The organism is Actinotignum sp. usb-actsch-213, assembly GCF_059085665.1.
In genome coordinates, this window is record NZ_JBHNSQ010000027.1 from 79,347 (window position 1) to 105,351 (window position 26,005).

The 26,005-nt window shown below is 60.0% G+C and carries 22 protein-coding genes; 10 read left to right on the forward strand and 12 right to left on the reverse strand.

The features are described 5' to 3' along the window. Positions 1 to 18 precede the first annotated feature (18 nt). Positions 19 to 1,404, forward strand: a complete 1,386-nt coding sequence (locus AC5RK6_RS02375; protein ID WP_320757916.1) for an MFS transporter — start codon at positions 19 to 21, stop codon at positions 1,402 to 1,404. A gap of 21 nt (positions 1,405 to 1,425) precedes the next feature. On the opposite strand, the gene AC5RK6_RS02380 is transcribed toward AC5RK6_RS02375, so the two are convergent. The 6 genes from AC5RK6_RS02380 to AC5RK6_RS02405 form a co-directional block, all read right to left on the reverse strand. Beyond that, entirely contained in the window at positions 1,426 to 2,244 is an 819-nt protein-coding gene (locus AC5RK6_RS02380) for a class II aldolase/adducin family protein (RefSeq protein ID WP_320757917.1), read from the reverse strand. A gap of 16 nt (positions 2,245 to 2,260) precedes the next feature. Next, on the reverse strand, positions 2,261 to 3,760 hold the full coding sequence (locus AC5RK6_RS02385; RefSeq protein ID WP_320757918.1) for a rhamnulokinase: 1,500 nt from the start codon (positions 3,758 to 3,760) through the stop codon (positions 2,261 to 2,263). 128 nt (positions 3,761 to 3,888) lie between these two features. Next, a complete protein-coding gene (gene rhaI, locus AC5RK6_RS02390; protein ID WP_320757919.1) occupies positions 3,889 to 5,067 on the reverse strand; it encodes an L-rhamnose isomerase in 1,179 nt (392 codons plus the stop codon). A 33-nt stretch (positions 5,068 to 5,100) separates the two neighbouring features. Then, a complete protein-coding gene (locus AC5RK6_RS02395; RefSeq protein WP_026428932.1) occupies positions 5,101 to 6,393 on the reverse strand; it encodes an MFS transporter in 1,293 nt (430 codons plus the stop codon). A 23-nt stretch (positions 6,394 to 6,416) separates the two neighbouring features. Then, on the reverse strand, positions 6,417 to 6,782 hold the full coding sequence (locus tag AC5RK6_RS02400) for an L-rhamnose mutarotase (protein ID WP_016442073.1): 366 nt from the start codon (positions 6,780 to 6,782) through the stop codon (positions 6,417 to 6,419). Between the two features lie 185 nt (positions 6,783 to 6,967). Then, a complete protein-coding gene (locus tag AC5RK6_RS02405; RefSeq protein WP_320757920.1) occupies positions 6,968 to 7,978 on the reverse strand; it encodes a LacI family DNA-binding transcriptional regulator in 1,011 nt (336 codons plus the stop codon). 226 nt (positions 7,979 to 8,204) lie between these two features. On the opposite strand from AC5RK6_RS02405, the gene AC5RK6_RS02410 reads away from it, so the two are divergent. Further along, entirely contained in the window at positions 8,205 to 9,425 is a 1,221-nt protein-coding gene (locus AC5RK6_RS02410; protein WP_320757921.1) for a hypothetical protein, read from the forward strand. 6 nt (positions 9,426 to 9,431) lie between these two features. On the opposite strand, the gene AC5RK6_RS02415 is transcribed toward AC5RK6_RS02410, so the two are convergent. Beyond that, positions 9,432 to 10,094, reverse strand: a complete 663-nt coding sequence (locus tag AC5RK6_RS02415) for an NADPH-dependent F420 reductase (RefSeq protein WP_320757922.1) — start codon at positions 10,092 to 10,094, stop codon at positions 9,432 to 9,434. Between the two features lie 187 nt (positions 10,095 to 10,281). Between AC5RK6_RS02415 and AC5RK6_RS02420 the strand changes: the two genes are divergently transcribed. Then, entirely contained in the window at positions 10,282 to 10,950 is a 669-nt protein-coding gene (locus AC5RK6_RS02420; protein WP_435730771.1) for a VIT1/CCC1 transporter family protein, read from the forward strand. A gap of 31 nt (positions 10,951 to 10,981) precedes the next feature. After that, a complete protein-coding gene (locus tag AC5RK6_RS02425) occupies positions 10,982 to 12,094 on the forward strand; it encodes an Atu2307/SP_0267 family LLM class monooxygenase (RefSeq protein ID WP_493926347.1) in 1,113 nt (370 codons plus the stop codon). An 89-nt stretch (positions 12,095 to 12,183) separates the two neighbouring features. On the opposite strand, the gene AC5RK6_RS02430 is transcribed toward AC5RK6_RS02425, so the two are convergent. Next, positions 12,184 to 13,131, reverse strand: coding sequence for a hypothetical protein (locus AC5RK6_RS02430; RefSeq protein WP_320757925.1), 948 nt, complete (start codon positions 13,129 to 13,131; stop codon positions 12,184 to 12,186). A gap of 144 nt (positions 13,132 to 13,275) precedes the next feature. Between AC5RK6_RS02430 and AC5RK6_RS02435 the strand changes: the two genes are divergently transcribed. The 4 genes from AC5RK6_RS02435 (at position 13,276) to AC5RK6_RS02450 (ending at position 18,878) form a co-directional block, all read left to right on the forward strand. Then, positions 13,276 to 13,797 (forward strand): peptidylprolyl isomerase, encoded by a 522-nt coding sequence (locus AC5RK6_RS02435; RefSeq protein WP_087070133.1) that lies wholly within the window; start codon positions 13,276 to 13,278, stop codon positions 13,795 to 13,797. A gap of 397 nt (positions 13,798 to 14,194) precedes the next feature. Continuing rightward, positions 14,195 to 15,547 carry an ATP-binding protein gene (locus AC5RK6_RS02440; protein ID WP_320757926.1) on the forward strand — a complete coding sequence of 451 codons (1,353 nt, stop codon included), beginning with the start codon at positions 14,195 to 14,197 and terminating at the stop codon, positions 15,545 to 15,547. Between the two features lie 239 nt (positions 15,548 to 15,786). Further along, positions 15,787 to 16,455, forward strand: a complete 669-nt coding sequence (locus AC5RK6_RS02445) for a rhomboid family intramembrane serine protease (RefSeq protein ID WP_320757927.1) — start codon at positions 15,787 to 15,789, stop codon at positions 16,453 to 16,455. Positions 16,456 to 16,718: 263 nt separating this feature from the next. Continuing rightward, positions 16,719 to 18,878, forward strand: a complete 2,160-nt coding sequence (locus tag AC5RK6_RS02450) for a CAP domain-containing protein (RefSeq protein WP_320757928.1) — start codon at positions 16,719 to 16,721, stop codon at positions 18,876 to 18,878. A 134-nt stretch (positions 18,879 to 19,012) separates the two neighbouring features. Here the strand turns inward: AC5RK6_RS02450 and AC5RK6_RS02455 are convergent, their stop codons facing one another. Then, on the reverse strand, positions 19,013 to 20,152 hold the full coding sequence (locus AC5RK6_RS02455; RefSeq protein ID WP_016442084.1) for a 6-phosphofructokinase: 1,140 nt from the start codon (positions 20,150 to 20,152) through the stop codon (positions 19,013 to 19,015). Between the two features lie 3 nt (positions 20,153 to 20,155). Beyond that, a complete protein-coding gene (locus tag AC5RK6_RS02460) occupies positions 20,156 to 20,533 on the reverse strand; it encodes a cell division protein CrgA (protein WP_320757929.1) in 378 nt (125 codons plus the stop codon). A 257-nt stretch (positions 20,534 to 20,790) separates the two neighbouring features. Between AC5RK6_RS02460 and AC5RK6_RS02465 the strand changes: the two genes are divergently transcribed. Both AC5RK6_RS02465 and AC5RK6_RS02470 read left to right on the forward strand, forming a co-directional pair. Continuing rightward, on the forward strand, positions 20,791 to 21,693 hold the full coding sequence (locus tag AC5RK6_RS02465) for a class E sortase (protein WP_320757930.1): 903 nt from the start codon (positions 20,791 to 20,793) through the stop codon (positions 21,691 to 21,693). A 56-nt stretch (positions 21,694 to 21,749) separates the two neighbouring features. After that, positions 21,750 to 21,908: a hypothetical protein gene (locus tag AC5RK6_RS02470; protein ID WP_016442087.1), complete on the forward strand. Its 159-nt coding sequence runs from the start codon at positions 21,750 to 21,752 to the stop codon at positions 21,906 to 21,908. Between the two features lie 447 nt (positions 21,909 to 22,355). Here the strand turns inward: AC5RK6_RS02470 and pknB are convergent, their stop codons facing one another. Both pknB and AC5RK6_RS02480 read right to left on the reverse strand, forming a co-directional pair. Continuing rightward, positions 22,356 to 24,488 (reverse strand): Stk1 family PASTA domain-containing Ser/Thr kinase, encoded by a 2,133-nt coding sequence (gene pknB, locus AC5RK6_RS02475; protein WP_320757931.1) that lies wholly within the window; start codon positions 24,486 to 24,488, stop codon positions 22,356 to 22,358. Positions 24,489 to 24,517: 29 nt separating this feature from the next. After that, positions 24,518 to 26,005 (reverse strand): penicillin-binding transpeptidase domain-containing protein (locus AC5RK6_RS02480; RefSeq protein ID WP_493926349.1); only part of this gene is annotated, 1,488 nt, incomplete at its 5' end.

Sequence of the window (26,005 nt, forward strand, 5' to 3'; positions counted from 1 at the left end):
CGCACGCAAAGGATAGTTGTGACTGAGCAGCCCTATGTTTCGCGCCGCCGCCGCCCGCCGAGCTCGCGCCACTATAGCGCCACCCAATTGCGCCATGCCCGCCTGGCGGTGAGCGCGCTCTTCTTCACCAACGGTGCAATTTTCGCTAATATTGTGCCGCGTTTCCCCGAACTCAAGCGGATCCACGAGCTCGATAACGCCGTGTACGGCCTTGCGCTCGCGGCTTTCCCGGCCGGTGGCATTATCGCGGGGATTTTCGCCGCGCCACTCATTCGTAAATTCGGGTCCGCGCCGGTGGCGGTGGCCGGTACCCTTTTCACCGCGCTCGGTCTTATTGTGGCGGGTGTGGGGCCCACCGGAATCTTCTTCGCGGCCGGAATGTTCCTCGGGGGCGCCTGCGATGCGGCTACCGACGTGGGGCAAAATGCGCACGGCTTGCGAGTGCAGCGCCATTACGGGCGCTCGATTATTAATACTTTCCACGCGACCTGGTCCGTAGGCGCGATGAGTGGTGGGCTCATGTCCGCCGCCGCGATCTGGATTGGGTTGCCGGTGCCCGCGCATATGGTGCTGTCCGGGATACTGTGGGCTGTTGTCGCGCTGGTGGCCCGGCGCTTCTGCTTGCCGGGGAACGACGCCGCAGACCCCGGCCCGGGCGGTGATACGGCGGGGCATGCCGGTGGCGGGCGAAGCGAACCGGGGGATGGGTCGGCGTCGTCGAACCTATCTGAGGGTACGCAAGAAGCCGCGCCTTCCGGGGCTCCCGTGCCGGCCGAAACTTCGGGACCACTGGCGTTCCGCACCGTGGCGATGCTGGGTGCGCTTGTGCTCATTGCCACGATGGGTGGTCTTATTGAGGATGCTGGATCCAGTTGGGCGACTCTGTACGTGGGGCAGCTCGGTGCCGCGGGAGGCTTAGCCGCGGCGGGATATGTTGGTTTGGTTGGTTCGCAATTTGTGGGGCGATTGCTGGGCGACGGGCTGGTGGATCGCTTCGGGCGGCGCACCGTAGCCCAGGGCGGGGCACTTCTCATTACCGTGGGGATGGGGCTGGCGCTGCTGTTCCCGAGTGTGCCGGGCACGATTGCCGGTTTCGCGGTGGCCGGTTTCGGTTCGGCCACGCTAGTTCCCGCGGCAATTCAACAAGCCGACGAACTTCCCGGACTCAAACCGGGCACGGGCCTGACGGTCATTTCCTGGCTCATGCGCATCGGTTTCCTGGTTTCCCCGCCGATTGTGGGTATGGTGGCCGATACCTTTGGGCTGCGCACCGGTCTGTGCGTGGTGCCCTTCGCCGGTATCACGGTGCTTCTCCTCAGCTGGACGCTGAGCCAGGGCGAGCGGGGTAATCGGGATATCCCCGCCTCGCCGCGGCTCAGCGCCTCGGAGGAAGATGAGAGCTAATGCTCTTAGATCTTGTGATTCTTAGTACATATCGGTCTTTACATTAAATGCGGATACGACTCGGCGGATTTCGTCATCACTGAGGCCGGTTCCCTTTCCACCGCTCGCGGCGTTCATGTGTTCGTACATGGCGCCGGTTTCGAGGTACTCGATGGTATCGACCGCGGAAAGTGCGGAGGAATCCGAGCGAACCATAATTCCGTGCTTGGCCCAGAGTGCGATGCGATGATCGCGAAGCCCGATCACATTGTTTTCCATGAGTTCATCGCTACCGGGAACCATGAATTCGAGGACAGCGATTCCTTCGGGGACTTGAACGATGGTTTCCGGCTCCCACCGGAAGATCATGCGATTGAAATCCTTGTTGTTGAGAGTCTCAGGAATATGGGAGAGGGCAACGAGGTACGGAGGCTGCGCGTGCACAATGGCCTGGAAACTCACGCCGCGTTGAGCCACCTGGTCGTTATGCACCGCAAGATGCGAATTGAATTCGCTCGTGGGGCGCTGATACGCCTTGTTTGGATGCGTGTACCAGGTACCGGTTTCGCCACCTTCATCCACAATGAAAGCCGACACGTTCTTTTCGGGTGCATCCGCTACCTCACGTAAACGGCATCCTGATCCTGTTACAAACACCGTTCGTCCCGCCAGATCAGGCACCTTCCAGGGGAGCTTGACGCCGGCCTGCTTCTCCGGGAAAACTGATTCGAGATCGGTATCCCAATCAACGGAAATAGAGATATTTCCGGCGCCGGCTTCCGCGGCGTGCAGGTGGTCGAGGCGACGTCCGGTCACTCCCATTTGTTCCAGGAGGGCGTCAACAGTTAATTGAGAAGTCATGGTCTCTCCATCCTTGTTAGAAAATTCGACGTCGGGCTTCTTGCCAAACGCTGTGATTGTTCTGGGGTGTATAGCTGGTGAGTTCGGTCGATGCACGCACAACCTCACGCAGCGAGGTAAGTGAATCCGATATCGAACCAGCCGTTCGTGCCTGGAGTAAAAGATTTCCAAGCGCCGTTGCTTCCGTGGGGCCTGCGACGACGGGAAGTCCGCACGCATCGGCAGTTAGCTGACACAGTAATTTATTCTGAGATCCTCCTCCGACGATATGGATGACATCTATATCCATCTGCGCAAGGCGGGCAGCCTGCTCGATGGTGTGGGCATGTGCAAGAGCTAGGGAATCGGTGATGCAACGGGCATATTCCCCAATATCCCGGGGGCGCGGTTGCCCGGTCGCTTCAGCCAGGCAATCAATTCGCGCGATCATATCTCCCGGCGTTGCGAAGATCGGGTTATTGACATCGATAACCGTGCGGAGGGACGGTGCTGATGCCGCAAGGGAAATGACCCGAGCAATTGAGAGGCTGGGATCGGTTTCTTTCCATTGGGCTACGCAACCGTTGAAGATCCACATACCCATAATGTTCTTCAAATAGCGGATAGTCCCATCAACACCGAGCTCATTAGTGAAGTTAGCTTGCCGCGATTCTTCACTGAGGATCGGGGAATCTAACTCAAGTCCGGCCAGTGACCACGTCCCACACGAAATGAAAGCGAAGTTCTTGTGTTCACTAGCGGGCACGGCTGCTACCGCTGACGCGGTGTCATGACTACCCACCGCCACCACCGGAGTGCTTTCTCCGTTCTGAGTACGTAGATCGCAAATCTCAGGCCGAATAGCACCGATTCGAGTTCCGGGTTCGATGAGTTCGGGTAGTTTCGCGGAGATATCAATGCCGGATATCTCCTCATATATGCCAGTCATCTTGGGCGACCAGGATCTAGTGCGGGGATTGACAAAGCCCGTTGACGACGCGTTTGTTATCTCCGCATATTTCTTTCCGGTCAGCCAATAATTGACGAGGTCCGGCAGGAGCAGGAGTGATTCAGCTTGTTCCACGGCCGGCCGATAGTCTGCGCTGCGAGCCGCTGCGAGCAATTGGAAAATTGTGTTGATATCGATGTTTTGCAGGCCGTTATGGGTGTAAATATCCGTTGCCGAGTAGCGGTAATACACTGTTTCAGGAACACCCTGAGTTCTGCTATCGCGATAGCTAAAGGGGGGACTGATGAGTCCGCCTTCCGCACCGAGGAGACCGTAATCAACCGCCCAAGTATCTACGCCAATTGATTCGATAGGTGTTCCTCGCAAGGTCTTTAGAGAGGTACGAATATGCTCCCACACCTGAATCATGGGCCAGAAAAGATTATTCTTTTCGGTGCCTGGAACACAGATAGGTCTGTTTGGGAATCTAGTGATTTCGCTTGTCGATTTCAGTTTTCCGTCGGCAATTGAGCCGGTCATTACTCTGCCGGAGGAAGCACCTAAATCGATAGCAACAAAAGTTTTCATTACTCAAATTCCTCATTGGAGCTTCGGGCCGGGCCCGTAAGAGCTCGGCCCGAAGCTGGTTTGGCGCTCAATAGTTTCACTAATTCAGCGCTGAATGGTTAGTGAGGCTTGGCAGGGAAGCGGGAGAATTAGGCGCCCCAGCTTGCCTGAGTTCCGCCAACCCGCTCCTTCCGAATCTTCTCCAGATAGCCGGATTCCATAAAGGCCCGCATCGGATCCGGATCGATACCTTGGGACTCGCGCAATTCGCCCAGGAGGCCGCGGACGTCCGTGTAGAAGGCATCCATAAGAATGTCATTCGCCCCGAGAACATCTCCGGCCACCTGCTTTTCCTTGAGAGCATCGCGATCAACGATCAGAGCCTTCGCGGTCATTTCCTGCACGTTGGTCACGGAGCGGATTTCAGCCGGGATCTTTTCTTCCAGGTTATGGCACTGATCAAGCATGAAGTTCACGGGCGATCCTTCATCCAGGGCACCGGCCGCGACGATCTCATTGAGAATGCGGAAGAGCTGGAACGGATCGGCAGCCCCGACGATAAGGTCGTCGTCGGCATAGAACCGAGAATTGAAGTCAAATGCACCAAGGCGTCCTACTCGGAGGAGCTGAGCCACGATGAATTCGATATTGGTTCCGGGAGCATGGTGGCCGGTATCAAGAACCACCATGGCGCGTTCGCCCAGCGCCTGGCACTGAACAAGGGACGTGCCCCAGTCCGGAACATCGGTGTGGTAGAAAGCCGGTTCGAAGAACTTGTATTCCAGAACCAACCGCATATCGTCATCGAGTTCGGCGTAAATTTCCGCAAGCGATTCCGCCAGCCGATCTTGACGCTCCCGAATCGAATCTTGACCGGGGTAGTTAGTGCCATCAGCCAGCCAAATCTTCAGATCCTTCGATCCGGTTTTGCGCATGATATCGACGCATTGCTTGTGATGATCGATTGCCTTCTGGCGGATCTTCGGGTTCACGTTGCACAAGGAGCCGAACTTGTAATCTTCGTCCTGGAAAACATTCGAGTTAATCGTCCCGATTGTTACACCCAGGTCCTCCGCGTGCTTGCGGAGTGCATCGTAATCATCGGTGAGATCCCACGGGATGTGGAGGGAAACTTTCGAGGCGGCGTGAGTGTAGGCATTTACCTGTGCCGCATCGGAGACCTTCTCGAAGGGATCGCGCGGGACGCCGGGCGTTGTGAAAACACGGAAACGCGTGCCGGAATTTCCGAAAGCCCACGAGGGGAGTTCAACATCTTGACGTTCGAGGATCTCGCGGTTCTTCGCGCTGAGATCACTGAGTTTCACCATTGTCTGTTCCTTTCTCAATATTTCTTTGCGGTTTTATTTCGACGACGCAGCTGAAACAACTCGCCCGTACCGCTCGATCTCGATATCCTCAAGCGACTTGCCCTGGGTCTTCGGTGCGCCAAGGGTGCCAACAATGAGAGAAATCGAGAGGAATCCGATAAGGATCAGTCCGTCGATCATGAGTCCGTTCTCCCACTGGAGGATGACCGGGAAGATAAGGGAAATTAAGCCGGATGCGACTCGTACCAGGAAGAAGATGATTCCCTGCGCACCGGCGCGGTACGGAGTGGCGAAGAGTTCCGGTGCCCACACCGAGTAGAAAGCCTGGGCGGAAGGACCAGCTGAAATTCCCCAGATGATCGCGTAACCGAAAGCGGTGAATGCGGAATCGGAAGGGCCGAAGATGAGGATGAGCCAGGCAACGATGGCAAGAACAGCGCCGATGAAGAAGTGGGTGCGGTAGGGCATCGTGTCCACGAAGTACATGAAAAAGACCGTGCCGATAATGACCACGCCCCACGAAAGCATGGAGAAGAGGTTCGATGCCAGCTGGTCGTAGCCAACGCTATTGAGGATGGTCGGGAGGAAAATACCGTTTTGTGAGGCGGCCTGGTTCCAGCAGGTGTAGATAACCGCGAGGAAGACCAATGCGCGGATATTGCACTTCCAGGAGAACAGTGCCTTGAAGGACTGGAACATCGACGGCGGTTTGGTTTCGGAACCACCCTTGGCTTGCTGCCAGGCCTCCGATTCTTCCAAATTTCGGCGAATATACCAGGTAATCAGAGCGATAACGACGAGGTGAGCGAAGACCAGTCGAGATCCGAGTAGTCCCAGGGGAGTCACGGCGCTCGCGAGACCAAAACCGATGAACGGTCCGAATGACCAGGCCAATTGGGTTGCCCCAATATGTCTGCCTCTACTCTCTGTTGGTGCAAATTCCGCAATATATGTCCATCCTGCTGGAACTGATGCACCTACCGCGAGTCCGATTATGACGAAGCCTATGAAGAGCATCGGGAGGTTACCGGCAAAGACCACAATAAGCCCACCCAGCGCGTAGACGAGGAGGTCGTAGGTGTAGATAACTTTTCGCCCGTATTTGTCACAGAGCGGTCCGCCAATAAGAGCACCGATGGCGGCACCGAAAGCATTGGAACTGAAAGCAGCGAGCAATCCTGCTATTCTGCCGTTGTCATCAGGGAAGTATGCGGCACCCCAAAAACCAAGTGAGGTTGCAATCGCAATAATGGACCCTGAGTCGATGTAATTGGACATGGAAACGGCGATCGTTGCCTTCCATCCGGTTAATGGCTTTTTTGACATGTTCTCTCCGTTGAAATCAGATGTCACTGAAGATAGAAATACTGGGACAAGAAGTAGTTTGTGCCACCGTCAGGCTGTACGAAGTACTGAGCCATTTCGGCTTGCCACTTGGTGTTAATCTCCTCGTTCTCCATGCAGTTCATCGCTTGCCACACGTCATCGGCTTCGAAGTAGCCAAAAACGACGGCGGTTTCCGGATCGACGAAGAGTGAGTAGTTCCGCCACCCGGAACGTGACAAGGCATCGCGCATTTCTTCCCACACATGGCAGTGCGCTTGGAGGTATTCATCCAACTTGTCTTCGCGGACTCGTAAAACAAAGCCACATCTTGAATCAGACTTCTGCGTCGTGTCATTCAAAATCTGGTCAACAGTCGGGGTGCTAACCATAAGTCAACTCCTTCGTTGAAGGATGAAAGGTTTCAATCCGTAATGAAATACTACGTTTGATACGTTTCAACGTCAAGTGGCAACGTTGTTTGCTTCTGAGCAAACGCAGCTTGGTTGCTTATTCGCGCGGCTGCGCTACCCAAAGAAAGGGCGCAATAAGGGCGCAATAACGCCACTTTCGTATATTAATTGGCATGCTGGCGTGGGGGCGCCGTCGATTCTCGAATTACCAGCTCAGGAATAAAAGCAATGTCTTGAGCTTCGGCGGGTTGCTCCAGAAGAAGGCGAGCTGCGGTTTCTCCCAGTTGCTCCATGGGCTGACGAACGGTTGTCAGCGGAGTGATGAGTTCACGGGCAACGTCAATATCATCAAAGCCAATAATGGACATATCGCGTGGGATAGAAAGATGATGCCGCCTGGCGGCACGCATTGCACCGATGGCAAGGGAGTCGTTGGCGCAAAAAACAGCGGTAACTTCCGGGTGGGAGGAAAGGAGCTTCGTCATGGCGCGTTCACCGCTTGCGGCATCAAAACGCTCGGCGCTGATTTCCACCAAGGTCAGTAGGTCATCGGATTTCATGACCGTCTGGCGCACCCCTATTCTTCGCGCCTGCGCTTGCCGTACTTTAGCTGAACCGTTGATAAAGCCAATGCGGTGATGGCCGAGACTTCGAAGGTGCTCGATAGCTATTTGAGCACCTTTGGTATCGTCAACGGAAACAGCATTCATCCCGTCCTTGAGCGCGGGATGATCAAGTAGAACGAGGGGTATTCTCCGAATTTCGAGAAGTTCGAGGCTTTTCTTGGCACCTGAGGACGGTGTCAGAATAATTCCACGTACTTCTTGGCCGAGTAGAAGGCGAAGTAAACCGGCCTCACGGTCGGGATCTCCCCCTGTTGAACCGATAACGGGAAAACATGATTCTTCCGCTAAACGGGCTTCGATTGCACTTGCGGCAGCGGCGAAAAAGGGGTTAGCGACATCGAAAACGAGAACGCCAACTAATTTGGAATCAACTTTACGTAAGCGGCGTCCAGCTTCAGAGGGAATGAAACCGAGTTTTTCGATAGCTGCTTCGACCTTTTTACGCGTGTGGTCGGAAACCCGTTCCGGATGATTGAGAACGTTGGAAGCAGTTCCTAATGACACCCCGGCTAATTGTGAGACCTCGCGGATACTGGGACGTCGAATCACGTCTCCTCCTCGGAATTGGAACGGTAATATTAGCCATCCTAGGCGAGTTTCTTTATGGGCGGCGCCTTCCACATCACCACTAAACACTTACACGAAAAAGACCTCGCCGCGAAACGAGACCATACGGTCCGGAACCAATTAATTCGGAGCCTGCCACGACGTGCGTGATTTTTAGGCAACCATTTCGCCTAAAAAACGTGTCTTAGCCACCGGGTAAACTGATGGCATGAGCGACAATGGAGCCCAAACTCAGCAAGAACCGCGCGGCCGCGCCACCCGCACGTCCCTGATAGCGGCACTGTTGGTGCTTACACTTGGCGTGGCAGGCGGGCTCTGGTGGTGGTTCAATGGGAGAACCTCCTCAATTCCAGCGGCCGGCCCCTCAGCTAGCGCAACGGCATCGACTGAGGCGGGCGGAGCGGCAGGTGCGTCGTCGTCGCCCATTACCGCGGCGGAATCTAGCCCCGCACCGGTGCCCGGCCCCACGGATAAAGAAATGCGCAACGGAACCTATATTCTTCCGGATGTGTGTTACACCAAACGTAACCCGCCCGCGCCCGTAACCGTGGCGCACGGGAAAATCCTTCCAGACCGTCAAACAGGGATGCAGCCGGGCACCATTTACCTCACCGAACCGCTGGTGCTTGGAGGCGTGGAATATCGCGCGGTTGCGATGTCCTGCGGGGTGGGGGACCCGGCCATCGGTGCCATCGGGATTTACGATGCGAACCTCAGGCTCGTTTCCGCCATTGGCAACCATCAGTGGGGTGCGAAAAACAGCGTCCGCGGCACCCACATCGCCCAAGATTATGACGGCCTGTGGTCCTTCAGCGTGCATTCCATGGAATTTGAGGCCGGCCAGGCGCGGATTACGTACACGTCCTATACGCCCGTCGGTGGCGTGACGCGAGCCATGGAACGCGCGTATCCGCCGCATACCACCACCGTGAATTTCGTGTGGAACGGCAGTCAGTTCGTGCAAACGGGCGAGGTGTCTTTCCAGTTTGAGGACGGGCATTCCGTCACCGCACCCACCGAAGAACGCGCGCAGGCGGACCGTCAAACCCTTGCCGCGGCGGGATCGGAATGGGAAAATCTGCTCCCCGAACTCGCCAGCGATCCACGCCTCGCGGATGAAGAAGAGCGCACCTCCTCCGCCGCCGCACACCCCGTTTTCCGCGGATGCAACGCTCGCGAACCCCTGAGCACTGCAGTCAGCGGCGGGCATGTGAAAGATACCGGCGGGTACGTGAGAGAAACTGATCGCTTTGATGCAAAGGTGCCCGGCGAAGGCGATATCAAACCGCGCCCCACCGATATTCTCTGCGTCTTTTCCGTGGACAACCCGGCAGTTGAGAACGGTCTAGCGGACTATACCTACTACCTTGTGTACGACGGCGCCACCTCCGGCACCCCGCCTCTCATCAACGTAGGGATACGCCCCTAGCAGCGCTTAGCTCCGGTCCGCCAAAATATCCACCGGCCAATCGGATAGCTCCAAGCGTTGCCCGAAAGCCACCCCACCCGGCTCCAGCAGCGGCGCATGCTCGGCAGCCAGCTCCACCGGATCAAAACCAATCGCATCAATAAAAGCAGCCACTCGGGAACGTGCGGCACCGTCATCCCCGGCCACAGCCACCGTACGGCGCGCCGGAGCTCCGTGCGGGCGAGCCTCCGCGGCCAACTCCGTATACCCGGCATGATTAAGACTCTTGACGATAGCCAGCTCCGGATAGCGTGCTTGCAGCGCGGCGGTGGTGTGCCGGGCAGGTGCAGCGCTGGTATTCGAAATGCCATTGGCCGCGGCCCCGTCGGTCGCCTCCCAGGCATTCGTGGCATCAACAACAACGCCACGAACCCCGCTCAAATCAATCGAAGCGAGCGCAGGCTGCGGGAGCGCCAAAATCAAAATATCCGCCGTGCGGGTCAGCTCCTCGAAAGGAACCAGGCGAGCGGTCGGTAGCAAGGTAGGCAAAGTGAGATCGTAGAGCGGATTACCCGGACGCACACTCACCGCCAGCGGAAAACCCGCCTCCGCAGCCAAGCGCCCGATAACGGTGCCAAGCTTACCCGCCCCCAGCAGGCCGATCAGATCTTTATCCGCAGTGGTGTTCATAAAGAAAGAACGGAAAGCGAACGGTGAAGTATTCCCAGGGCCACTGGCTGTGACACCACCACACCGCGGGCCCTGCCGCCAAAATAAAACACATTATATCCAAGTGAGTGTAGCCTGACCTTCCTATCTTTTCCGTGATTTCCGCATAAGAATGGGCTTAGAAGTACCACCAATGGAGGTTTTAGTTGTGGAGAAGTGTGCAATTGAAGCATGTGAATTCAAGCATGGGGACACGGGTCTCTTAGAAATGTCCGATACCACGGCGGGTATCCCCGGCGTGTTGGGTATCGAAGCGATGAACCGGCTGCGGGCCGGGGTGCTCGGCGCGAACGATGGCATTGTTTCCGTGGCTGCGGTAGTGATAGCCATGGGTGGCGCGCGGGCCTCAAGTACCGCGATTCTGCTGGCCGGGCTCGCCGCACTCATCGGCGGTGCAGTATCCATGGCGCTCGGTGAATACATTTCCGTTTCCTCCCAGCGCGATGCGGAACTGGACGCGCTGCGGCGCCGGGCGGGTGTAGTGCGCTGTGCGGATGTAGCATGCCGGAGCGCCGGGGCGGGCGGACCCGCCACAGAACATGACATTGTCTCTCCCTTCGGAGCGGCCTTCTCGTCCTTCTTCTCTTTCCTCGCTGGCGGTGCAGTGCCCTTCGCCGCCAGCCTGCTCGCCCCGCTCGGTGCCATTGCCCCAATCTGCTTCGTGGTCACCGTCGCCGCACTTGCGCTCACCGGCTGGATCGCCGCGTGGATCGGTCAAGTCCCGCCGCTGCGCCCCACCCTCCGCACCGCCGCGGGCGGTACCCTCGGCCTCGCCCTCACCTTCGGCATCGGAGCACTTTTCGGCCAAGTAGTGTAGTATTCAATCAGGCGTGGCGCTGGCTCGTTCTGTGGCTAAGCTCAGACTGGAAGTTTGGCCCGGCCCGTCGGATCTCACCCGGCCCTCGAAAGGACCTGATATGACCTACACCTTCGGAATCGATACTTTTGGCGACGTCACTGCCGATGCCTCCGGTACCAAGCTCAGCCACGCGCAGGTGGTGCGCAATGTGGTGGCCGAAGCGGTGCGTGCCGAAGAGGTCGGCATCGACATTTTCAATATCGGTGAACACCATCGCGACGATTACGCAATCCCCGCCCCCGATGTAGTCCTCGCCGCGATTGCCGCGCGCACCCAGCACATCCGCCTCTCCTCCGCCGTGACCGTCCTCAGCTCTGACGACCCGGTCCGGGTGGTCGAACGCTTCGCCACCGTGGATGCTCTTGCTAACGGTCGCGCCGAACTCATGGTGGGCCGCGGCTCCTTCACCGAATCTTTCCCGCTGTACGGATACAACCTGGCCGATTACGAGGATCTCTTCAACGAAAAGCTCTCCCTACTCACCGAACTCCTCGCGCGCAACGGCCAGCCCGTCACCTGGAAGGGCGGGCCCCACACCCAAGCGCTGAGCGCCGTAACCCTCTACCCGCCACTCGAACACGGTCCGCTGCCCACCTGGGTGGCCGTGGGCGGCAGCCCGGAATCGGTGGTGCGCGCCGCCCATTACAAGCTGCCGCTCATGCTCGCCATTATTGGTGGCCCCACCGCACGTTTTGTTCCGTTCACGGACCTGTACCGGCGCGCCTGGGAGCAGTTCGGGAACGACGGCGCAGCTGAGGTCGGCTACCACTCATACGGCTACGTTGCTCGCACCGATGAGGAAGCCGTGGCTGACTTCTTCGACTACTACGTGGAAACGAATTCCCGGATCGGGCGGGAGCGCGGCTGGCGCCCGCCCTCCCGCGAAGCTTTCCTCTACGAAGTGAAAAATGGGGCGCTTGCGGTTGGTTCCCCGGAAACGGTGGCGCGTAAAATCGCCACCGGGATGCGCGAACTGGGCGCTACCCGCTATGACCTCAAGGTTTCTTATGGTTCGCAGCCCCACGAGCAAAATCTTTCCTCCATCGAGCTTTTCGGCACCGAAGTCATTCCGCGGGTCAAGGAGCTGCTGGCCGGCGAATAAAACAGCGCGGCCCGGGCTGATATATGCCCGAGCCGCGCTCGCTAGTGCTGCCCTATTTTTCGCGAAAGGGCGAGCCCGCTGAGATAGCTCTACTTCTCCACAATATCCTCGACGATGTCCTTGGCCTGGTCAGCCGCGTGCTGCGCTGCTTCCTTGGCCTTATCGGTTACATCCTCGGCCGCATCCTTGGCTTCGTGCGCGCCTTCCTTGACGGCATCTTCAGCCCGGGAGCCAGCACGCTTGGCTTTATCAGCCACGTCGCCGGCTGCGCTTGCGGCGTCGTTCACAACGTCTTCCGCAGTTTCCGCAACCTCCTCAGCACCGGCCTTCACGGAAGCTTCCGCATCTTCCGCGGGAGCTTTCACGCCATCCACATCCTCCCAGTAGGCTTCCGCCCAGGGATCCTCCGTGGGCTGGGAGCGCTTCCACAGGTAGTAGACCGCAACCCCAAGGCCGCCAACCAGAGCGATCGTGCCGAAAACTCGGCCCTTCCCGCGGGACTTCTTCACCGGTTCGGGAGTCTGAATCTCACGCGAGGCCACCCGCGCGATCTTCTGACCGCGTTCGGCCACCGTACCCTCCCCCTTGGCCGCCTCAGCGGCTGCGTGCAGGGCACGCTGGGCGCGCGGGAGGTAATCATTGCGCACGTTCTCCACGAACTCCGAAGCGTTATCGCGGGCCTGCTCCACGTAGGGCTTGGCCTTCTCGGCAAGATCGTTGCCCACAGCCTTCGCCTGTTCCACGTACGGCTTCGCCTTTTCGGCCAGCTCCTGGGCGCGTGGTGCCGCCCATTCGTAACCTTGATTGGCGTAATCGCTCAGGCGTTCGCCGGCCAGCTTCGCGTAATCCTGGAAATCGGACGCGGCGCTCTTTGCCTTGTGCTCCCACTTCTTCTGATTCCGCTTGCCCTTGAGCTGGGCTTTCTTTGCGGTGCGTTCGGCCTGGCTGCGCAGGTCATCGATTTTCGCCATAATGGCGTCAACCTCCCGCTGCGCTTTCTTGGCCCGCTTGTCCGCGCGGCTTCGTCCACAAGCCATCGTTGACCTCCTACCGTTGAACCACAGAATTCTCCTGCGATTGAGTACCCCTCTATTGTTTCACTTTTCGCCCCCCATTTGTCACGTGAATCACGTTTGCTTTTCGCGTGGCATAAAACCATGAGGTGTGCGAGACTTGAGCGCATGGAAGCAATTTTTCACACAAGCGAAGGCGATATTCGCGTCGAACTCTTCCCGAACGAAGCGCCCGAAACGGTCGCTAATTTCACCGGACTAGCTCGCGGTGAACGCGAATGGACCAATCCCGCCACCGGTCAGGCTTCGACCGATCCGCTGTACAACGGAACGATCTTCCACCGCGTGATCTCCGGTTTCATGATTCAGGGCGGGGATCCGCTCGGTAACGGCACCGGTGGTCCCGGTTATACGTTCGACGACGAAATCGCTCCCGGCCTCAACTTTGACGCCCCCTACGTGCTGGCCATGGCCAATGCCGGAACCCGCTTCGGCAAGGGCACCAACGGTTCGCAGTTCTTCATCACCGTGGCCCCCACCCCGTGGCTGCTCGGCAAGCACACCATCTTCGGGAAGGTTGCCGATGAGGAATCCGTCAAGGTTGTGGATAAGATCGCCGCGGTGCCCACCGGCGGGAATGATCGCCCGCTCAATGACGTGGTGATTTCCTCCGTCGAGGTTATCGACTAAGCACCTGGCTGCGCGAGCGATCAAGCGCGAAGCAAGCTTTTCGGCATAACTGCATAACTCTGCAAGCGGGGTGGTACTCAGGTACCGCCCCGCTTTTGTGTGCTCTGCCGGCCGCGCTTAGGTGCACTCGCGGCTCGGCGTGCGGGAACACTACTCAACACTCATCCCAACACTCAACTCAACACTCACATACATGAGTGTTGAGTTGAGTGTTAAGTTGAGAGCTCGTAGGATGGCGCTATGCGCATCCCCACAACAAGCGAGGAAACGGGTCACCTTATTGAGGCTTTTCGTCAGCAAGGGCGCGATTCTCAGCACATCGAGGTAAAAGCGGCCGCCCACGGCTTGCCGAAAAGCATCGTGGAGACTCTCGGCATTCAGCAACGGTTCGGGTGGCTTGATTGTTCTTGGACTCGATGAGGCCCGCGGTTTCACACCGGTTCCCAAGTTCCCGGCAGCGCGGATTTACGATGCGCTTGCGGGGGTGTGCAGTGATAGCCTCACGCCTCCGGTCCGCGCGGATATCGCCATGGTTCCCTATGGAGACACCACTTACGGAGACACCACGCTGGTCATGGCTGCGATCCCGCCGCTCCAGCCGCGCGATAAACCCTGCTATGTCACTGCCCGCAATGTCTACGGTGGTTCCTATATCCGCACCGGAGATGGGGACCGCAAACTTTCCGCCTACGAAATTGATCGCCTCCTGGAAAACAAAACACAGCCGCATTGGGATACCGACCTGGTGGAAGAAGCCGGCCTCGATTCCCTAGACCCAGACCTCCTCCACGCGGTACTAGAACGCGAACGCCTCAACCACCCGCGCATTTTTGGGAAACTCCCGGATGAAACCGCGATGGAGCAGTTGCGCATTATCGGCACCGGCCCGGATGGGCAGCCCCACCCCACCCTGGCTGGCCTCCTCTGCTTAGGTACGTATCCCCAGGAATTCTTCCCCCGCCTCACGGTTACCTACGCGGTGTACCCGGGATCAACAAAAGCTTCTTCGCTTTCCGGGCAGCGGCATCTGGACTCGGGGACGCTGGCGGGTCCTATTCCCGCCCTGGTGGCCGACGGTGTCGGCGTCGTCGCAAAAAATATGCGGGTGGGTGGCGTGGTGCGCGGTGCTTTCCGGCATGACCTGGTGGATTATCCGCTCGTTGCGGTGCGCGAAGCGCTCACAAATGCGCTCATGCATCGCGATTATTCTCCGGTGGCGCGCGGCACCCAGGTGCAGTTGAACCTTTATGCGGATCGTTTGGAAGTGATCAATCCGGGCGGGCTATTCGGCACAGTCACTATTGATTCCCTGGGCACAACCGGGCTGTCTTCCACGCGCAATCAATTCCTGGCGCGGCTGCTGGAATCCACGCCTTTCGAGGAGGGCGGTTTTGTGGCGGAAAACCGGGGGAGTGGCTACCAGGAAATCATGACTCAGCTGGAGCGGGAAATGCTTCCTCCGGCGCTGCCCGTCGACCGGTTGGATAGTTTCAGCCTCACCTTCGAGCGCCGTCGCATGACCCCCGCGGAGCAGGGTGCCGCGGCGGGAACGTCCTCGCGTGAGCGCGTTCTTGAATATCTGCGCACCCACGCCAGTGCTACCAGCCGCGAACTCGCGGGAGCTGCCGGGATTAGCCTGGGCGGCACCCGGGCTGTGCTCAATACCTTGGTGACCGAGGGGCAGGTGCAGCGCACTGAGCCTAAGACAAGTCCGAAGCAGCGTTACCGCCTCGCTCAATCTGGCGCTTAGGTGCACTCGCGGCTCGGCGTGCGGGAACACTACTCAACACTCATCCCAACACTCAACTCAACACTCACATACATGAGTGTTGAGTTGAGTGTTAAGTTGAGAGCTTGCGGGCTATACCCGGTTCCGCATCTATCCGGTATCGCACCTATCCGGTACCGTCCACTCGGTCACACCCCCGCGCCGTCCGGTACGCTTGATTCAGAGTTGTCGAGCGGGATGACCGCGCAGAGAGGCCGAAAGTGCACAACGTTCCCAAGAAGCGCCGTCTTCAGATCCGCAAACCCATCCCCTATGTCACCATCACGCTGATCGTGGTGAATGTGGCTCTATTGCTGGCCCAATGGCTCGACGCGCGCGTGGGGCAGGTCCTCATTTTCTCCCCCGGCATCGCCCACGAGGAGCCCTACCGCTTCATCTCCTCCACGTTCATGCACGCCGGCTTCACGCATCTACTGTTCAATATGTATGCACTGTGGCTGATCGGTTCGGTGCTGGAGCGAATGATTGGCTGGTGGCGGTTCTTGGGGTTATACCTGCTCAGCGCGGTGGCCGGGAACGTCATGGTCCTCTACACGGTCTCCACCGACATCGACTACTACACCGGCACCGTCGGCGCATCCGGCGCAGTTTTCGGAATTTTCGCGGCGATGTTCGTGGTGCTGCGGCGTTTCGGCGGCAGCTTCACCCAAATGGCGGTGGTCATTGCCATTAACCTCGCAATCAGTTTCCTGCCCGGCACCAATATTTCCTGGCAGTCCCACGTGGGCGGGCTCCTCATGGGCGCGCTGCTCATGGCTATTATTTCCCGCCGGCGGCACGTCTCCCGCGCGCTCACCGCCCGCGATATTGCAGTGTTGCTGCTCGGCGCGGCATTCCTGGTGGCCGCGATTTTCTTCGGGTACCGGTAGGGGAGCGTCAAGCTGCGCCGCCGTTCTTTCTTGGTACGACGACGCCATCACCTCGCAATCCGCACCCAAATAACATCGATGTAATTATCCACAGGGTTATCCCCGGCTGGGGATAACAGGGCCCTGAGCTGGGTGTGTATTCCGGGTTGCACCGGCTGTCCCCGGCGACTTCGCGACAGTGCGCATGGTCACTTATTTTTCAACGTGCATGCCTATATTCTGAAAATTGCCTGGGAGCGTAGCGCTGATCGAAGGAGACATATATGCGCACAACAGCACTCATTCTGGCGGGAACACTTCTCGCCCCGCTGGCAGTCCACGTCCTGCCGGCCACCACCCCGAACGAGCCAGCCCGGCTGGTGTGCGGCGCGGGAAAAATGTCCCCGGACCAGCTGCGCGCTTGCCTGGCGAAAGCCATTAAAGAACGCGATGCGATCGTCGCCGAACTGGAAGCCAAGGGAATTGACGTGGCCGAAGCGCGCGAGCTCGCGCAGGAATGGGCCAAGGCTGATATGGAGCGTAGTACCTGGGAAGCGCGCTATGTCCCAGAAAAGCTTGCGGTCGAAAACTTTGATGAGATCAAGAAGAAATACGATGATGCCGTTGCCAAACTGGCGGCAGCGCAGCGTGCATTTGATCAGGCCCAGGCGGAATACGATGCAGCCACCCAGCCCGATCCGGCGGCCGTGGCCGCAGCGCAACGCCAGATGGATAGCGCGAATGCTGCGCTCGAAGCCTCCAAGCGGGAAGCTCAGGCCCGTTGGAATCGCGGCTCGCTCGGATTCTTCGAGGCCATGGGGGATACTGCCGCGGTCGAAGTTTTTTCTGAGACGGGTACCGTGAACGACGTTCCGATTCCGCAATATACCCGGTTTGGACAGCCCGGGGATGCCACGAATCTTGATCTTATGCGCGACTCGATTCAACGCGTGAATAAGCTCAATGAACTGCGGGCACGCCACGGGCTCGCCCCGCTCAAAATATCCTCCGCTCTTATGGCTCGCGCCCAGATCAACGCCAATGTGAATGTGCACGGCGGCTTCTTCGATCACGTGGGGGGCTTCAATTACGGCGAGAATATCGCTGCCATGCCCAGCCGCAATGGGGATCCCTTCACCCTGTGGTACGACCAAGAGAAAGCGGATTACGACCGGGGCGTACGCGACTATCCAAAAATTGGGCACTACCTCAATATTATTAAGCCGGAATATGTGGTGACCGGCTTCGCCATCGCGGATTATGACGCGCATCCCACGTACTTCTTTGGCAATACTTTCGGGCGTGGGGACAAGTTCAGCCAGAGCTACCTTCCTGGATACACCACCGTGGAGTACCTGGCTCGCCTGGACGGATACATCGGTAGCGCTCGCGAAAATATGACCCACGGGACCCCTGAAGCCCGCCGCGCGGTGGTGGATGCACAGGATGCTTTCCAGCGCGCGAACGCCGGCAAGGAAGATACGGCCGCGCGCGAAAAGCTCGACAAGGCCCGGGAAGCTCTGAATAGTGCTCGGAGCGTTCACTTCGTTGCCAAGCACTCCTACGATGAAGCACTCAAGGCGCAGAAGACCTTCCCGGAAACCAAGAAGGCATGGGAAAAGGCCGTGGCGCGTTTCCAAGAGATTGATGCCAAGATGGCCGAAGCCGGCGATCTCATCGCTAAGCTCGCCAAGGCCGAAGCTGAGGTGCTGCGCGCCCAAGAGCTGGTGAACCAGATCGATACCCCGGTGCGCCCGGCCGATACCGGCAACGTCTTCTACGTATCGAATGACTGGACGTCCACCCAGGCCTCCTCGGTGTTCTCCTACGGCCGGGCGCGCGATGAGGTGCTCGTCGGGGATTGGAACGGTGATGGCACGGATACTTTCGCGGTGCGCCGCGGGAACATGATCTACGTGAAGAACTCCGTGGACGGCGGTGCCGCTGATATTGCCTTCAGCTACGGGCGCGTGGGCGATGAGATCCTCGTGGGTGATTTTGATGGCGATGGCCGCGATACCTTCGCGGTGCGGCGGGGTAATACCTTCTACGTCCTCAATTCCCTCCACAGCGGGAACGCGGACCAGGTCATTAACTACGGCCGTTACGGGGACACCGTGTACGCCGGTGACTTCGATGGTGACGGCATTGACACCTTCGCGGTGCGCCGCGGGAGCACCTACTTCGTGAAGAACCACATTTCCTCGGGAATCGCGGATCATGTATTCGCCTACGGGCGCGCCGGTGATGCCACCATCCTGGGTGATTTCGACGGTGACGGCCGCGATACCTTCGCGGTGCGCCGCGGTAACACCATCTACGTCAAGAACTCGCTGGGTGCCGGAAACGCTGATTCCGTTCTCAGCTACGGGCGCGTGAGCGACGAACTGTACGTGGGTGATTGGGACGGTAACGGAACCGATACCCCGGCGGTGCGGCGCTAAGCACGAACGTGTGGCGCTAAGTTCGCCCGCTAACCAGGCGTAATGCGCCAACTCACGCGAACACAAACAATAAGGGGGCGGCCCGCCACATGGCGCGGCCGCCCCCATATTTGTCAGCAGTACTAGCGGTACTCCTAGATCGCCTCACCCAGGCTAGTACCGACGGCGCGTGCCGCGGCCACCCAGGGATGATCCACCGGGACCAGCTTGTCCTTCCCGGCCACATCCTCGAGCGGCACCGGCACGGCCTGCCCGTTCTGGGAGGCAATCATCACGCCGGATTTCCCGTGCGCCACCACATCGGCAGCCGCGCTCCCGAGCACGGTTCCCAACAGCCGATCCGCGGCGTCGGGAATTCCTCCACGCTGCACGTAGCCGAGGATGGTCACGCGTGCTTCCAGGCCGGTGGCCTCCTCCAGCTGCTGCGCCACCAGGAAAGTAGATTCCCGCTCGTTTTCCTCGATGGAACGCCGGTGGCTCTTCGCCGCCTCCTTCGCCTCCGGGGTCGGGGCGTGGCGCACCAGATCATTAGCGGCGGCCAGTTGGGCTGCCACCGGAATGGAATGTGCGCCTTCGGCCACGGCGACCACGGAGAAAGGCCGCCCGTTTTCCGCCCGCCGCCGGATCGACGCCGCACACGACTCAATCGAATACGGAATCTCCGGGATAAGAATAATATCGGCACCCCCGGCAATACCGGCGCCCAGCGTCAGCCACCCGGCACGATGCCCCATGAGCTCCACCACGATAATACGGTGATGCGAATGGGCGGTGGAATGAAGCCGGTCGATAGCATCGGTGGCGATAGACAGCGCCGTCGAAAAACCGAAGCTGGTGTCCGTGTGCATGATGTCGTTATCGATGGTCTTCGGCAGGTGGATGACGGGCAGCCCCGCCTGCGCCAACCGGTTCGCGTTCTTCGCGGTTCCGCCTCCGCCGATGCACACCAACGCATCGATGTGCTCATCTTCAAGATTCTGGGCGATCTGCGGGATCATATCCACGTACCCGCCGTTACCGTCCGGGAACTTATGGACCTTATCGCGCGAAGTCCCAAGCATGGTGCCGCCCTGCGTCAAAATCCCGGCCAGGGAATCCGAATCCAGCGGCATATAGCGGTTATTGACGAGCCCGGTAATACCGTTGCGGTACCCCACCAGCTCCATGCCGTATTTGCCCATCGCGGCTTTTCCGAAACCGCGGATGGCGGCATTGAGCCCGGGGGCATCCCCGCCGGCAGTGAGGATACCGACCCGCTTCACTGCTTTCCCCATCGGCTACTTCCACCCCATTGTCATGAGGAATCCGACGATCATAAAGCCGAATCCGAGGAACAGATTGCCGTTATTCCACCCCGGAATGGGGAAGCGGCCACCCGTCACGTAAGCGAGTACCACCACGATAAGCCCGATAATCATGAGCGTACACATCACCGGCGCCCACCAGCTCGGCGAGCGACGATCCTTCTGCGCGACCTTACGGGAACGCTTGGCTGCGTCCTTTTCCCGGGTGGCCTGCGCTTCAATATCGCGTTTGGTGCCGGGGCGGCGCACGTCCTTCGCCGAGGGAGCAGCGCTTTTGCGCGACTTCCGAGCCGGGGCAGCGTTGCCGGCGGCTTCCGAAAGTTCGGGTTCGTCGTACTGTTGATCTGTCATGTTCTACCTTCCGCGGTTCCTTCCGCCCCTAAGCCTAACGAAGTAACGCGCCCGGTGGCGCGCTGCATCGCCCGATTCCTCTGGTATTTTTTCACAAAAGCCGGCGCGGGGCCATGTGCACGGCCGCTGGCGGGTAGCGCGCGGGCGCAGTGGCGGCGTCGTCGTAAAAAATGAGGGGAGTTATCTCACCGCATTTTTCGAGCCGGAACCACTATTCTGTTTCTAGTACGAATCCGGTGGCAGTGGAAGGTGAGACTATGCGCGAACAGCAGCCCGAACGGGGGCGCCGTGCGGGAAAGCGTGCGGCGGAAGGGAACGCCACTCGCGCTCCGCGGCACGAAGCTGTGGGGCGGTACCGCCCTGCTACCGCCGGTGCAGGTACGACGGCGCAGCTTCCCGCTCAGGCCGCCACCGCCACCGTCACCGCAACTCGACCGGCCGCACCCGCGCGGCGCCGCGGCGGCATCCTCAACGCCATTATTGGCGTGATCGGAGAGCTGCTCATTACCGCAGGTATTGTGGTGGGCCTCTTCATCGTGTGGCAGGTGTACTGGACTGACCTGGGCGCGAACCGCGATCAGGCCCAGCAGATCGAGAACGTCAATAAGCAATGGGGTGATCCGCGGGGGGCCACTAAGGTAGGGACCCCGCGCACGGATGCCCCGCCGGCCGCGGATCACGTGAATCGTACGGGTGACCTGGAAGGCATTATTTACATCCCGCGCTTCGGTGCCGACTGGCGCTACACCGTCAAATACGGCGTGGACTTGGAAGCCGTGGTGGATACCGGGAGCTTCGGGCATTACCCGGATACCCAGTACGTGGGCGAGGTCGGCAATTACGCGATCACCGCGCACCGCCAAACCTACGGCGCGGCCATGCGCGATGTGCCCGAGCTTCAGCCCGGCGACCCCATCATCGTACAAACGAAGAACGCCTACTACGTTTACAAAGTGAGTGAGCACGAGGTTGTACCGCCCACCCAGGTGGGCGTACTGGCCCCGGTGCCGAATAAGCCGGAGGAGGCACCCACCCAGCGCATCCTCACCATCACCACCTGCCATCCGCCCTTTGTGTCCAGCGATCGCTGGATCACCTACGCCACCCTCGATCATTGGGTCGACGCCGCCGAGGGCGCCCCGGCAGAGCTGGCGAAGTAGGCGGCCGGTTGGCCGCGAGGCTAGTAGACATACATGAAGAAGAAACGGAGCACACAATGTACGGATTTATTTGGCGGCACCTGCCCGGCCCGACGTGGCTGAAGGTCATCGAGGCCCTCATCATCATCGCCGCGATTGTTTTCGCGCTCTTTGAGTGGGTTTTCCCCTGGGTGAATACCGTGTTCCGCCCGCAGGACACCACCATCAGCCAGTAGCCCGCCCCTGGAAACAAAGTGGTACTGGAGCTACAGCCAACGGCCGATTTTCTGTTCTGGAGTACCACTTTGTTCGGCAATAGTTTTACATCTACCTCGGGCGCCTCACCAGCACCTGGGGAGGGGCCATGTGTTTTCCTGGGTGTACTTCGCATGTACGACATCCGCAGTACATCCCGGAAAAAACACCCCGCCGCGCCGGCTTGCGCACTCACGCCCCGCCGGCCGCGGGGCAGCGATGCTCCAGCGGGCAAACATAGTGCAAATTCCGGACGGTCGGGGGCGCGTAGCGCAAACTCAGAGCAGAAATCGGGCCAAAATGGTGCGTAGATTTGCACCCTGGTGTGGGCCCTCTACTGAAATCTTAAGTAAATGGATAGAACGCGAAAGCCCGCATCACAGAAAAACATGCGATGCGGGCTAAGTTCGCGGAACTTGGCTAGCTACTTACCCGTTCCCCTGGCCGGTGGGTGCGGGATTGGGATGGGCACCGCCGCCCGATCCGCCGGAGCCTCCCGATCCGCCCGAGCCGGAGCCGCCGGAACCTGAGCCTGCGGGCGGGGTGCTCGGGGTGGGAGTGGGTGCCGGGGCGATGCCCACGGTAATACGCATCTCGGTATCGCGTTGCACCACGGTGCCCGGGGCGATGCTCGCATCCACGACCTTACCGACCTTCGCCGGATCGGTGACTTCCTGCTCGCTTTGGCCCACAACCGTGAGGCGCGCATCGCGCAGCGCCGCCCGCGCCTCATCCACGCTCATTCCGCGTACATCCGGAACTGCCACATTGCCGCTGGCCACCTGTAGTTTCACGGTGCTGCCTGGCTTCACGCTTTCACCCACATTAGGGCTGGTGGATACCACCCGGTCGCGGTCCTCGCTCGGGTCGTTGACCTGCTCCATGCCGCCCACGGTCAGCCCCGCCGCGCGCAGCGCCTGGGAGGCTTGATCCGTGCTCATCCCCACCACATCGGGAACCTGCACGGCGGATGGACCGGAGGAGAAGTGCAAGGTCACCCGGCTGCCCACATCCACGGTGCTCCGCATCGCCGGATTAGAGGACACGACCAGCCCCTTGTCCACGGTATCGCTGGCTACATCCGTACCGCGCACGAACTCCAGGCCCAAGCTAGTCAGCTGCTGGCTGGCCTGCACCTCGGTCCACCCCACCATATCGGGGATCGCCACCTGCGCCACCGCGGTTTCGGTGGGTTGCGGTTCGGCGGAGTCGCCCCGCCCGGATAGGAAGAACCAGCCGAGAATCCCCAGGGCAATAACAAGCAAAACCACCCCGCCCCAGATGAAAGGCGCACCGGACTTCTTCTTTACCGGCGGTTGTGCCCCGGTGGCCGTTGGGTCATAGCCCGGATAGCTCCCGGTGGGGTAGCTGCCCGTGGGGTAAGCCCCGGGGTAGGCGCCCGTCGGGTACCCACCCGGGTAGGTGGGCGCGCCGCCCGGCTGCGCCGTCGTACTAGACATCGCACCCGCACCGGCACCGCCCGCGGCACCACCGGCGCTCCTGGCAGTCGCGGTGGGATAAGCAGTAGTGGAAGCGGGGCGCGTGTTCGCGGCCGAATATGCCTGAGTGGCAGCCGTCGCGGCATTCGCCCCCGCGGCACCAGCACCCGCGGCACCGGCAACGCCGGCTGCACCAATACCGGCACCGGCAATCGCCCCCGCCCCGTAAGCATTCCAGGAGGTAACCGCCGGGGCGTCCACGCCTTCCCCGCGCGCCGCTGCCAGCAGGTCCGCGCGGAATTCTGCGGCGTCCTGGTAGCGGTCCTCGCGGCTCTTCGCCAGGGATTTCATGACAACGCGGTCAATAGCATCCGGAATATCGGAAGCGATCTGGGAAGCCGGCTTCGGGGTTTCGGAAACATGCTGGTAGGCCACTGCCACCGCGCTATCGCCCACGAAAGGCGGGCGCCCGGTGAGGAGTTCGTAGAGCACGCAGCCGGTGGAATACAGGTCCGAGCGCGCATCCACCACTTCCCCGCGCGCCTGCTCGGGGGAGAGATACTGGGCGGTGCCCACCACGGAATTGGTCTGCGTCATCGTGGCAGCGGAATCGGCAATCGCGCGGGCGATCCCGAAGTCCATGACCTTCACCTTGCCGCCGGTGGTGAGCATAATATTGCCCGGCTTGATATCGCGGTGAATGATGCCCTCGTGATGGGAGTATTCCAGCGCGGAGAGCACCCCCACCACAATCTGCACGGCCTCCCCGATGGGCACCGGATCCCCACCGTGCAGTAGGGAAGCCACGGTGCGGCCCTTGACGTACTCCATGACGATATAGGGCAACGCCAGCTCGGTACCGCCCGTAGAGGTCACGGTTTCCTCACCGGTGTCATACACGGACACGATGGAGGGGTGATTGAGCGCGGCCGCTGATTGCGCTTCACGCCGGAAACGGGCCAGGAAGGTGGCATCCTGCGCCAGGTCGGTGCGCAGGATCTTAATCGCTACCGTGCGTGAGAGGCGGGTGTCGTAGCCGAGATGTACCTCGGCCATACCGCCTCGACCGATGATCTCGCCCACCTGGTAGCGGTTGCCGAGTACGCGGGGGATATCATTCACGTCGCGTCACCTTTCTGCTGAGCATCTGCTTAGTTCACCTTAGCTTCAAGTACTGTGCGGGCAAGCGGTGCGGCAACGGAGCCACCGTCGCCATCCCACACGGCATTGCCCGAATTTTCGACCACGACGGCCACGGTATAGGCCGTGTCCCCGATGGTCGCATTCCCCACAAACCACGCGTGCGGGGGGATATCATTCGTGATTTCCGCGGTACCGGTTTTCCCGGAGGTTTCAATCCCGGGGAGGGTGAAAAGATACCCGGTGCCGTTCTTGACCTCATTGACCATCATCTGGTGCATATAGCTCGCGGTTTGCTGGCTCATTGCGCGGGAGAGCACTTCCGGTTCGCTTTCGCTCACGGGTTCGAGATCCGCGGTGAGGGTGCGGCGCACCAGATTCGGTTTCATGACGACGCCGTCATTAGCGATTGCCGCCCCGACCATCGCCATCTGCATCGGGGTGACCCGAATATCGCGTTGGCCGATGGAATCCATGGCGAGCGCCGCGGCATCGGCGGGGGCGGGGAAACGCGACGCGGATACCGGCAGCGGGGTGGCCAGTTCGCTATTGAAACCGAATTTTTCGGCCTGCGCGACCATCTTTTCCGGGCCCACCGCAATCCCGCCAATCGCGAACGGCGTATTGCACGATTGTGCGAAAGCCTCGGTGAGCGTGACTTTCCCGGAGCCGTCCCCGCAGGCAGCCTGCCCCGGATTCCACATATCGTGGGTGGTCCCCGGCGGCACGAAGGTGCGGGGGGCCTCCACCGGCGAATCGGGGTTCAGCCCGAGGTTCTCAATCATCGCGGTGGCGGTGAGCAGCTTGAAAGACGAGCCGGGAGCGTACTGGTCCCCTCCGGTAGCCCGGTCGATCAGCGGCTTGGCGGGATCGGTTTCGAGGGCCTGATAGTTCTCGCGCGCGGCCGCGGTATCGTGCGTGGCCACTCCGTTCGGATCGAATCCGGGGGTGGAGACCTGCGCCAGAATATCTCCGGTGCGGGAATTAAGTACGACGACGGCGCCGCGCTGGTTACCCAGCGCGGCGGCTGCGGCCTCCTGGAGCTGGGGATCGATAGTGAGCTCAACGCCCCCGCCCTGGGGCTGGGAGCCGGTAATGAGCTCTTCGATACGTTGACCGGCCAGGGAGGAATCCGAGCCGCCCAGGACCGGGTTCATGGCGCGTTCCAAGCCCGTCATCGAGTTATGGGCGATGGAGTAGTAGCCGGTGAGGTTCGAGTAGATCTCCGGGCGCTCGTAAACACGCAGGTAGTTATAAGCATCGTCGATGGGTTGGGAGGAGACGATGGAGTCCCCGGCCACGATAATGGGACCGCGCTGGGTGCCGTATTCGCGGTAGAGCGTACGCACATTCCACGCGTTGGCATTCAGGCTGGCGGCCTGGAAGAACTGGATCGCGGTGGTGGAGCCGGCCAAACCTAAAAACATGACCGCGAGGACCGCGACGAGCTGGCGGATAGGGCGATTCACGGGCGCACCACCTCCGTGCGAGCGCCGCCG